This window comes from Bacteroides xylanisolvens XB1A, from assembly GCF_000210075.1.
Classification (GTDB): Bacteria; Bacteroidota; Bacteroidia; order Bacteroidales; family Bacteroidaceae; genus Bacteroides; species Bacteroides xylanisolvens.
The window spans coordinates 563,355-574,962 of sequence record NC_021017.1 but is presented as its reverse complement, the minus strand read 5'-3'; the positions used below and the strand labels follow the sequence as shown (position 1 = coordinate 574,962).

Here is an 11,608-nt window from a genome sequence, read left to right as displayed (position 1 = left end):
TGTAACCGGCTGATCCGTAGTCAGCTACTCTATTCAGTTGAGCTACGCGGCCATTTTGTTAATTCAAAAAGTGATCGCGACAGGATTCAAACCTGTAACCGGCTGATCCGTAGTCAGCTACTCTATTCAGTTGAGCTACGCGACCATTATTTCGTTTTAACGGGTGCAAAGATACGGACTTTTCCCGAACTAGCAAGCTTTTCAACGACTTTTTTTGTAGAAAATTATTCTATGAACCGATAATTGAATAGTTGCCAACCTATACTTAGTCCGACATTCCACTCCCTTTTCGGTGAGCTATAATGATTTACATATGCAGAGATGTCTCCAAAAGGTAATTGACATACAACAGAAATTTCTCCTAAATATTCAAACTTGGAGAAAGCTTTTCCATAATATGCTTTATTCAACGAGTTTTTTTCGATTGGATAAATGGGCATAAAGCCATAAAATTCTCCCCGAAGATGGAACATTTGGTTTAAACGGTAAATAGGCCGAATACCGGCTCCCACAAATTGATTGGCACGAAAGGCTTCGTTGTAGGTCAATTTACTGTGTAGCGTGGGCGAAAACTCTCCAGCCTGCATCATTGTGGCCGTATAGTTCTCGGAAAAGTTTTTAGAGGCATATAATGCCTTCAAATACCATCCTAAAACCCAATGTTCACTCATATTATGATATTTCTCTTTCATGTATGATAATTGCAACCATGAGTGATGGTCTTTATTATTGTTGTTGGTGGTACTTCCTTCGCCTGGGTAGAATCGCTCTTTTCCAACGAAGATCTGGGCAACAAGAGCTTCTCTGTATCCACGTGTAGGGTATTGTTTAGAATTTAGGGTGCTTCCATTAAAACTGATTGATCCACCGAATAAATCATAGCGACTTTTGTCAAATTTGTCATTTCCAAAGTCAATGACGCTTTTCTGAAAATATTTATCTTCAATTTTCGCAATTCCGATCCCAAACTCTGCTCGCTTGCTCGAAAGGAAAGGTAATCCGACCTGCAATTTTAAGAAACGTTCGTCTTTCTGATTAAAGGCGGGTTTGTTATTTCGCGAGAAAAGTTTGTCTTTCTTGAAATAGTCGAAAGTACTGATTGAGCCTATAAGGCGGTATGAGGTAGGAATGGCAGTGGCGAAGTCAATTTTTGCCATAAACTGCACGTTATTATATACTTTTCCGAGTTGCCCGTCAAGGATAAACTCTTTGGCATAGTAGTTTAAATCCTGATAGCTAAGCCCCAGATAGATCTGATTGGAGTTGGAAGTGGATATATTTCCTCCCAACCGCACAGCAAAATTATTTTCTAATTTCACCTTTAAATGTAGATCGTAGGTGTCGTCTTCCGGATTATAAATTGCATGCGGTATAATTTCGGAAATCATTTTATCAGATAACAATCGGAAATAACCTTGTTTTAAATCCTCATAAGTGAATTCTTTGGTATCTGATTTATGAAATTCTCTTTTAATATATACTTGTTGTTGTGGATTAGCTCCGTCGATGATGATATTTTTAAAGCGTAGCTCCGGAAAATTACTCCGGTATACCATTCTTCTTAAACGTATATTATCCAGATTTACACGCCGATGAATACGACTTTTGATTGAATCCATCATGCTGATGGTTCGATTATATCCTATATCGTGTAATTCGTCAATGCGTTGAAAATCCATTAGATTAACATTGTCATATTTGAACGTCATTAAAATCCCCATGGAGTCCGGAATGGAATAGTCGGTTTTCTGCATCACCATATTCTCAATTTGACTCATGAGATCATTTTCTTTGGGTTTAGTGGGATTGGTTGACACGACGCTTCCTATGATGACATCCGGATGAAAATCATCTCTCATGACATCTGTGGGGAAGTTATTATAAATACCTCCGTCATAGGCTAATACATTGTCTATTTCAATAGGCTTAAACATGAATGGGAAACTCATGGAAGCTCTGACGGCATCTCCTAAATCTCCTTCCTTCATGACTAATTGTTTCTTGTTGTATACATCGGACGCAATGCAACGGAAAGGAACAAAAAGTTTATCAAAATCTCCCTTACAAGCGGCTGTGGCACGTGCATATAGGTCTACGAAAACGAGATTCATCTGAATCGGATTGACAACACTGGTAGGCAGGAATTGAGGTTTCAAACTTTTCAATGAATCCTTGAATGAAAAACGAATATTGAAGAATTCGGGAGTGGGAAGATTCTTTTTGAAGTGATATACATATTTCTCTTCCACTTCTCCGGAATACCATCGTTTAAAGTCTTCCGACTTGAGAAGTTCTACCATGTCGTCAGGAGAGTATCCCATGGCATATAAAGAACCGATAATGGCTCCCATAGAAGTGCCTGCAATGTAATCAATAGGAATGTTGTTTTCTTCCAAAGCGCGAATGATACCGATGTGTGTCATCCCTTTGGCGCCACCACCGCTTAATACAAGTCCTACTTTTTGGGCATGGATAGCCGGAATAATCAGCCATAAAGTAATTAACACTAAAAAAATCTTTCTCATAACCCAAATCAAACAATTGAATTTTTTGTCTATTAAGTGTTCAAATATATACAATACTTTTCAATTAATCGATATTTTACCGATCGTTTTAAATTGAAAAAGAGCATTACAACGTGTATTTAACGTTGAATGCTCTTTCTTGAAGTATGTGTAATGTTTAAAGGGGCGATATTAAATCAATTCTATGCTACGTTTTACGAAGTTATTCAAAGCTTCACCTCTTAGCATATTGTTTTGCAATAAGGCCAAATCGATCAGCTGGCGGATAACTTTATTATTGCTTGCGTAGCCGATAAAGATAGCTTCTTTCTTACCTTTCAGATCATCCCACTTCTTATCCAGATTGTTTAGTTCATCTTTTTCTGATGTGGGGATTTCTTCTTCTTTTTTATCCTTTTGCTTGTCTTTCAACTCATTGCGTTGTTTGTTGACATTGTCCATTTCAGAAAGTATCGGAGCTACTTCTGCCTGGCAAGCGCTTTCTTCTTCATTCAATACCTGTTTTATCAACTTATGGTCTGAATTAAGAATTAGATTAAACATATCAGGCATTTCACCATAGAAACTCATTCCGGCCTGAATATTCGCCATTTCTTTCATACGACGCATATATTCGCTTTGAGTAATCATGACTGGAGCTGAATTTTCTCCTAATGCCTGTGTCATGACATTGAATTCAACTTTATCCATTTTAGGCAATTGACTCTTGAAGGCTGTTGTGATTGCATCCTGTTTATTGGCTTCCAACGTTTCACCTTTCTTATCTTCTTTTACAATAAGATTGTCAACAACATCACTGTCTACACGAGTGAAACGGGATTTTTCAAGTTTTTGTTCCAGCATGCTCACCATAGCTACATCCAACTGGCCATCCATGAGCAAAACATTGTATCCTTTGTTGGTGGCAGCTTCAATATAACTGTATTGCTCATCCTTGTTATTTGCATACAGATAAATTAGGTTTCCATCTTTATCTGTCTGATTATCTTTAATAAGGGTCTGGTACTCTTCAAATGTATAATGCTTGTCATTTGTATCGGTGAAAAGGGCAAATTTTTGCGCTTTATCATAGAAATCCTCTTGTGTGAGCATTCCGTAATTGATAAATATTTTTAAATCATTCCACTTCTCCTCAAACTGCTTACGGTCATTCTTGAATATAGACTGTAAACGGTCGGAAACCTTCTTTGTAATATAAGTTGAAATCTTCTTCACGTTCGAGTCGCTTTGCAAATACGAACGGGAAACGTTCAACGGAATATCCGGAGAATCGATTACGCCATGTAACAAAGTCAGGAAGTCCGGCACAATACCTTCAACCGAGTCTGTAACATATACCTGATTGCAATATAACTGAATCTTATTCTTATTTAATTCAATATTGCTCTTTACCTTCGGGAAATAGAGGATACCGGTCAGATGGAATGGATAATCAACATTCAGGTGAATCCAGAATAGTGGTTCATCAGACATTGGATATAGCTTACTATAGAATGATTTGTAATCTTCATCCGAAAGTTCGCTAGGTTTACGTGTCCACAAAGGAGTGGTATCATTGATTATATTATCTTCGGCTGTTTCTACTTGTTTGCCGTCTTTCCATTCTTTCTTTTTCCCAAATGCAATGGGAACAGGAAGGAAGCTGCAATATTTCTTCAGAAGCTCGGAAATACGTGCTTCTTCGAGAAATTCTTTGCAGTCATCATCAATGTATAAGATGATGTCTGATCCACGATCGGCTTTTTCTATTTCTTCAATAGTGAATTCAGGGCTGCCATCACAAGTCCATTTTACGGCTTGTGCACCGTCTCTGTATGATTTAGTGATAATTTCCACTTTCTTTGCAACCATAAAAGCAGAGTAGAAGCCAAGTCCGAAATGTCCGATAATGGCATTTGCGTCATTCTTGTATTTCTCCAGGAAGTCGTTAGCTCCTGAAAAAGCTATTTGATTGATGTACTTTTCAATTTCCTCTGCAGTCAAACCGATACCACGGTCAGAAATAGTAATGGTATCTTTGCCCAATTCAACGTGAACGGTTAAATCACCCAGTTCACCCTTAAATTCGCCAATAGAAGCAAGCGTATTCAGCTTTTGAGTGGCGTCTACTGCATTGGATACTAACTCGCGCAGAAAAATCTCATGGTCACTGTACAAAAACTTTTTAATGATAGGGAAAATGTTCTCTGTTGTAACCCCAATATTACCTTTTTGCATAATACGTATATTTTTTAGTTTATCTATTGATTAATTTTAATTGATGTTTGTTCAGATAGAGACAAAAAAAATGCCAGACCCGAAGGTCTGACATTATGGCATATTATTTTATTTTCTTATTCAGGAAATAATATTATTCCGGAGTGACAACTTTCATCTCCAATTCACCTTTTTCTTCATTGAGAGATACCTGAATAGTATCTCCCTCCTTCAAAGAGGAGGAAATGATGAGCTCGGATAAGCCATCCTCCAGATAAGTTTGAATTGCTCGCTTCAAAGGACGGGCGCCATATTGTACGTCATATCCTTTGCCGGCGATAAATTCTTTCGCCTTATCTTCAATAACAAGCTTGTAACCAATAGATTCTATTCTATCATACAATCCTTTCAGCTCTATGTCTATAATCTTTGTTATTGCTTCCAGAGAAAGCTGGTCAAACGTGATTATCTCATCTACACGATTGATGAATTCGGGCGCGAATGATTTGTTTAGAGCTTTTTGTATTACGCTTCGCGAGAATTCCTTATCATCCAGGCGGCTTTGTGTCGCAAAACCAACGCCACGTCCAAATTCTTTCAGCTGACGGGTTCCTATATTGGAAGTCATGATAATAACAGTATTTTTGAAATCTACCATTCTGCCATAACTGTCAGTCAGACGACCTTCATCCATAACCTGAAGCAAGATGTTGAACACATCCGGATGTGCTTTTTCTATCTCATCAAGCAATACAATCGAGTATGGTTTACGGCGCACTTTTTCTGTCAGCTGACCACCTTCTTCATATCCTACGTATCCCGGAGGTGCTCCAACCAGGCGTGAAACAGTGAACTTTTCCATATATTCACTCATATCTATACGAATCAGTGCATCAGCAGAACCAAACATATATTTGGCTAACTCTTTTGCTAAGTGAGTTTTACCAACTCCTGTCGGGCCTAAGAACATAAATGTGCCAATTGGCTTATTAGGATCTTTTAGCCCTACACGGCTTCGCAAAATAGCTTTAACCAGTTTTTCTATTGCTGTATCTTGTGCGATGACTTTAGCCTGCAAATCTTCTTTCATACCTGCGAGCTTGATACCTTCAGCCTGTGCCATCCGTTGTACCGGAATGCCTGACATCATTGAGATGACATTGGCAATTTCTTCTGCATCAACAGTTTGCCTGTTTTCTTTCAGATTGGCTTCCCATTCTTTTTTCATCTCATCCAATTGGACAGAAAGCTCTTTTTCTTTATCACGGAAGCTGGCTGCAAGTTCGAAATTCTGCGATTTCACAGCTTCGTTTTTCTTGCTTTTGGCTTCTTCGATCAGTTTTTCTTGTTCTTCTATCTCTTTGGGCACATTGACATTGGTAAGATGTACACGTGAACCGGCTTCGTCTAAAGCGTCAATAGCTTTATCAGGGAAATTACGATCTGTGATATAGCGGTCTGTCAGCTTGACACATGCTTCCAATGCTTCATCCGTATAATACACATTGTGGTGATCTTCATATTTATCCTTGATATTACGCAAAATCTGCAAAGTTTCGGCAGCGGTAGTCGGTTCTACTATTACTTTTTGGAAACGACGTTCCAAAGCGCCATCTTTCTCAATGTTCTTACGATATTCATCAAGAGTGGTAGCACCGATACATTGTATTTCTCCTCTTGCCAATGCCGGTTTTAGCATATTGGCAGCATCCATAGAACCTGCCGCAGAGCCTGCGCCTACAATCGTGTGGATTTCATCAATGAATAATATTACATTCGGATTTTTCTGTAATTCATTGAGAATGGAACGAATACGTTCTTCAAATTGTCCACGATATTTGGTTCCTGCTACAACAGCAGTCATATCAAGAGCAACCACTCGTTTATCAAACAGAATCCGCGAAACCTTTTTCTGAATGATTCTTAATGCAAGACCTTCAACAATCGCTGATTTTCCTACACCAGGCTCACCAATCAAAATCGGATTGTTCTTTTTGCGGCGGCTTAAGATCTGCGCTAAACGTTCGATTTCTCTCTCTCTGCCGACAACGGGATCCAGGCGTCCTTCTTCTGCCGCTTTTGTCATGTCAGTACCGAAATTGTCAAGTACCGGTGTGTCATTAGACGGCTTCTTAGAAGCGGTTTGTGCTTGTTGGCGTTCGTCCGAACCACCTCTGCCGGAACGGGGAGAGGACATTTCTTCGTCATCATCATCGTCTTCCGTAAAGCCCATGCCAGAGTTTATATCTGGTTGCAATGTAGCTTGCTCCAGTACTTTCACATAATTTATATCGTTTGCTTCAAGTACGGAAGCTGCCATATTGTTTTTTTCTCTTAAAATAGCCAATAATACATGTTCTGTATCAGCGATGTTACTTTTCATTCCACGAGCTTCTAAAATACACATTTTTAATATCTTTGCCGCATCATTAGATAACGGTACCTCTGCATCAGGCAATAACATATCATCAGCTTCTGCCTTCAGTTGAGCTTCAATCTGTTGCTTTATTGCAGCTAGATTGGTGTTGAGTTTAGACAATATCTCGATAGCTTTTCCTTCACCGTCACGAAGGATTCCCAGAAGCAGGTGCTCAGGGCCTATATACCTACTTCTCAACCGATTCGCTTCTTCCTTACTATAGACGATAATGTCGGAAACTCTTTGTGAGAATTGATTATTCATACTTTTCCTTTTCTTCTAAGGGTTATTCACTGGCAAATATACGCATTAATCAAGTTTGTATTGCAATATTTGCTTTATTTCTTATATCTACAAATGGCGTGCCATAAAAACGGTGTATTTGCATTATATATATAAGGTATAACAAATATCCAGCTCTTTTTTACCAATGTTATCTATCTTTCCATATTATATTTATCGTTTTTATCTTTTTATTTTCGAATTTTAAAGTTTAATGAATTGTCGTCCCGGTCATGCTAAAACTTTCTTTCTAAAAACTTTCGTATATCGGGGAAAAGTAGTACTTTAGCGTGGTTTTTCACAAACCGTAGAATGTATAATTAATAATCATTTTAAATGCTTGAACAAGACAGAATTATAAAGATTAACATCGAGGAGGAAATGAAGTCATCGTACATTGACTACTCCATGTCGGTCATCGTTTCACGTGCCCTTCCGGATGTTAGAGATGGATTTAAGCCTGTTCACCGTAGAATTTTATACGGAATGATGGAATTGGGCAATACTTCAGACAAACCTTATAAGAAATCAGCCAGAATTGTGGGTGAGGTACTCGGTAAGTACCATCCTCATGGAGATTCTTCTGTTTATTTTGCAATGGTGCGTATGGCTCAGGAATGGGCAATGCGTTATCCTTTGGTAGATGGACAGGGGAACTTTGGTTCTGTAGACGGTGATAGCCCTGCTGCTATGCGTTATACAGAAGCTCGTCTTAATAAGTTGGGTGAAGCAATGATGGATGACCTGTATAAGGAAACCGTCGATTTTGAGCCTAACTTTGATAATACGCTGGTAGAACCTAAAGTTATGCCGACACGTATCCCGAATCTTCTGGTGAACGGAGCATCCGGTATCGCTGTAGGTATGGCTACCAATATGCCTCCTCATAATCTTTCGGAAGTAATTGAAGCATGTGAAGCATATATTGATAATCCGGAAATTACAGTAGAAGAACTGATGGAATTTGTCAAAGCACCAGATTTCCCTACTGGCGGGTTTATATATGGTGTGAGTGGTGTACGCGAGGCATATTTGACTGGACGGGGACGTGTAATTATGCGTGCGAAAGCCGAAATCGAAAGCGGACAGACACATGATAAGATCGTAATAACCGAGATTCCTTATAATGTAAATAAGGCCGAACTGATTAAGTATATAGCTGATCTTGTAAATGATAAGAAAATAGAAGGTATCTCAAATGCCAACGATGAGTCTGACCGTGACGGTATGCGTATTGTTATTGACATCAAACGTGATGCAAATGCAAGTGTAGTGTTGAACAAACTCTATAAAATGACAGCTTTGCAGACATCTTTTGGCGTAAACAATGTTGCTTTGGTTCATGGACGTCCAAAAACGTTGAATCTGAGAGATTTAATTAAATATTTCATCGAACATAGACACGAAGTTGTTATTCGTCGTACTCAGTTCGATCTTCGTAAAGCGAAAGAACGTGCGCACATTCTTGAAGGTTTGATTATCGCTTCGGATAATATTGATGAAGTAATTCGTATCATTCGTGCAGCAAAAACTCCTAATGACGCTATAGCAGGCTTGATTGAGCGATTCAACCTGACAGAAATTCAGGCTCGCGCAATTGTAGAAATGCGTTTGCGTCAATTGACAGGTCTGATGCAGGATCAGCTTCATGCGGAATACGAAGAAATAATGAAGCAGATAGCTTATTTGGAAAGTATTTTGGCTGATGATGAAGTATGCCGTCAGGTAATGAAAGATGAATTGTTGGAAGTTAAAACGAAATATGGAGATGAACGTCGTTCTGAAATCGTTTATTCTTCAGAAGAGTTCAATCCGGAAGACTTCTATGCAGATGATCAGATGATTATTACAATTTCTCATATGGGTTATATCAAACGTACTCCGTTGACTGAATTCCGTGCACAAAATCGTGGTGGTGTAGGTTCGAAAGGTACGGAGACCCGTGATGAAGACTTTGTAGAACATATCTATCCTGCTACCATGCACAATACGATGATGTTCTTTACACAAAAAGGCAAGTGCTATTGGCTGAAAGTATATGAAATACCTGAGGGAACGAAGAATTCTAAGGGACGTGCTATTCAGAATTTGTTGAATATTGACTCGGACGATAATGTAACTGCATACTTGCGTGTGAAGAGTTTGGAAGATTCTGAGTTTATTAATAGCCATTATGTATTGTTCTGTACTAAGAAAGGGGTAATAAAGAAGACATTACTAGAACAGTATTCTCGTCCTCGTCAGAATGGTGTAAATGCCATAACTATCCGTGAAGATGACAGTGTTATTGAAGTTCGTATGACGAATGGAAACAATGAAATCATCATTGCCAATCGTAATGGACGTGCAATTCGTTTCCATGAAGCAGCAGTTCGTGTAATGGGACGTACAGCAACAGGTGTACGCGGTATTACATTGGATAATGATGGCCAGGATGAAGTAGTAGGAATGATTTGTATCAAAGATTTGAAGACAGAATCTGTGATGGTAGTTTCCGAACAAGGATATGGCAAACGTTCTGAAATAGAAGACTATCGTAAGACGAACCGTGGTGGTAAGGGTGTGAAGACCATGAATATTACCGAAAAAACAGGTAAGTTGGTAACAATCAAGTCAGTAACTGATGAAAATGACTTGATGATTATCAATAAGTCTGGTATCACTATTCGTTTGAAAGTGGCTGATGTTCGTATTATGGGCCGTGCTACTCAAGGTGTCCGTCTGATAAATTTAGAAAAACGTAACGACCAGATTGGTTCGGTATGTAAGGTTATGACAGAAAGTCTTGAAGATGAAATTCCGGCAGAAGAAGCAGAAGGAACAATTGTGAGTGATCCGAATGCTGATGCTCCTGATATTGATGATGTAGCAGACGTAAATGAAAACGAAAGCAACAACGAAATCGAGGAATAGACATAATATTAATAATTAATCAAACAACAATCATGAAAAGAGTATTATTTTCGATGGTTTTATTGATGGCTGTTAGCTTCTCATTCGCACAGATGAAAAATGTGAAAGAAGCAAAGAGTATGGCTAATGACGTAAAACCTAATTTTAAGCAGGCTGAGCAGCTTATTAAAGAAGCTATGAAGAATCCTGAAACGAAGGATCTTGCTGACACATGGGACGTTGCTGGATTTATTCAGAGACGTATCAACGAAGAGCAAATGAAAAATGCTTTTTTGAAAAAACCGTATGATACATTGAAAGTGTATAATAGTATTCTGAAAATGTATGAGTACTATACTAAGTGTGATGAATTAGCGGAAATACCTAATGAAAAGGGAAAAGTTAAAAACAAATACCGGAAAGCAAATGCTTCAAGTATGTTGGCTGAACGTCCTAATTTGATTAATGGTGGTATTCAGTATTTTAACTTGGATAAGAATAAAGAAGCCTTGAAATTCTTTGCAACATATGTTGAATCAGCTTCGTATCCGATGCTAGCTGATAAAGAATTGGCTAAGAATGATACTCTTATCCCACAAATTGCATATTATGCTACATTGGCTGCTGATAGGGTAGGTGATAAAGATGCTATTATTAAATATGCCCCAATGGCTTTATCTGATAAGGACGGAGGTAAATTTGCAATGCAATTGATGGCTGATGCCTATAAAGCTAAAGGTGATACTGCTGCTTGGATTAAATCTTTGGAAGAGGGTATCCTAAAGTTCCCTGGAAATGATTATTTCTTTGCTAATTTGGTTGATTATTATAATAGCTCTAATCAAGCTTCAAAAGCTATGGAGTTTGCTGACAGAATGTTATCTAATGATCCGAACAATAAGTTGTATTTGTATGTAAAAGCATATCTTTATCATAATATGAAAGAGTATGATAATGCAATCGAATACTACAAGAAAGCTATTGCTGCTGATCCGGAATATGCAGAAGCATACTCTAATGTAGGCTTGGTATATTTGATGAAAGCACAGGATTATGCTGATAAAGCAACAACAGATATCAATGATCCTAAATATGCTGAAGCACAGGCTGTAGTTAAGAAATTCTACGAAGAAGCTAAACCATTCTATGAAAAAGCTAGAGCTTTGAAACCTGATCAACAAGATTTATGGTTACAAGGTCTTTATAGAGTTTACTATAACTTGAACATGGGACCTGAATTTGAAGAAATCGATAAACTGATGAAGTAATATCGTTTTCAGGAAAATTATAAGTC

The 11,608-nt window shown here is 38.3% G+C and carries 5 protein-coding genes and 1 tRNA gene; 2 read left to right on the top strand and 4 right to left on the bottom strand.

Annotated features, from left to right (window positions below; translation table 11 throughout):
- Positions 1-71: 71 nt before the first annotated feature.
- From BXY_RS02270 to BXY_RS02255, 4 genes are all read right to left on the bottom strand, one after another.
- Positions 72-145: transfer RNA gene (locus tag BXY_RS02270), tRNA-Arg, on the bottom strand.
- A 79-nt stretch (positions 146-224) separates the two neighbouring features.
- Positions 225-2,525, bottom strand: coding sequence for a patatin-like phospholipase family protein (locus BXY_RS02265; protein ID WP_015531115.1), 2,301 nt, complete (start codon positions 2,523-2,525; stop codon positions 225-227).
- Between the two features lie 171 nt (positions 2,526-2,696).
- Positions 2,697-4,742 (bottom strand): molecular chaperone HtpG, encoded by a 2,046-nt coding sequence (htpG, locus tag BXY_RS02260; RefSeq protein WP_008022359.1) that lies wholly within the window; start codon positions 4,740-4,742, stop codon positions 2,697-2,699.
- A 133-nt stretch (positions 4,743-4,875) separates the two neighbouring features.
- Positions 4,876-7,404 (bottom strand): ATP-dependent Clp protease ATP-binding subunit, encoded by a 2,529-nt coding sequence (locus BXY_RS02255; protein WP_004314507.1) that lies wholly within the window; start codon positions 7,402-7,404, stop codon positions 4,876-4,878.
- A gap of 354 nt (positions 7,405-7,758) precedes the next feature.
- Between BXY_RS02255 and gyrA the strand changes: the two genes are divergently transcribed.
- Positions 7,759-10,335, top strand: coding sequence for a DNA gyrase subunit A (gene gyrA, locus BXY_RS02250; RefSeq protein WP_015531114.1), 2,577 nt, complete (start codon positions 7,759-7,761; stop codon positions 10,333-10,335).
- 32 nt (positions 10,336-10,367) lie between these two features.
- Positions 10,368-11,582, top strand: coding sequence for a tetratricopeptide repeat protein (locus BXY_RS02245; protein WP_008022355.1), 1,215 nt, complete (start codon positions 10,368-10,370; stop codon positions 11,580-11,582).
- Positions 11,583-11,608: the final 26 nt, after the last annotated feature.

What these genes read in the sequence shown, in the direction of transcription:
- BXY_RS02265 (WP_015531115.1), bottom strand. Translation starts at nt 2,525, where the DNA reads ATGAGAAAGATTTTTTTAGTGTTAATTACTTTATGGCTGATTATTCCG.
- htpG (WP_008022359.1), bottom strand. Translation starts at nt 4,742, where the DNA reads ATGCAAAAAGGTAATATTGGGGTTACAACAGAGAACATTTTCCCTATC.
- BXY_RS02255 (WP_004314507.1), bottom strand. Translation starts at nt 7,404, where the DNA reads ATGAATAATCAATTCTCACAAAGAGTTTCCGACATTATCGTCTATAGT.
- gyrA (WP_015531114.1), top strand. Translation starts at nt 7,759, where the DNA reads ATGCTTGAACAAGACAGAATTATAAAGATTAACATCGAGGAGGAAATG.
- BXY_RS02245 (WP_008022355.1), top strand. Translation starts at nt 10,368, where the DNA reads ATGAAAAGAGTATTATTTTCGATGGTTTTATTGATGGCTGTTAGCTTC.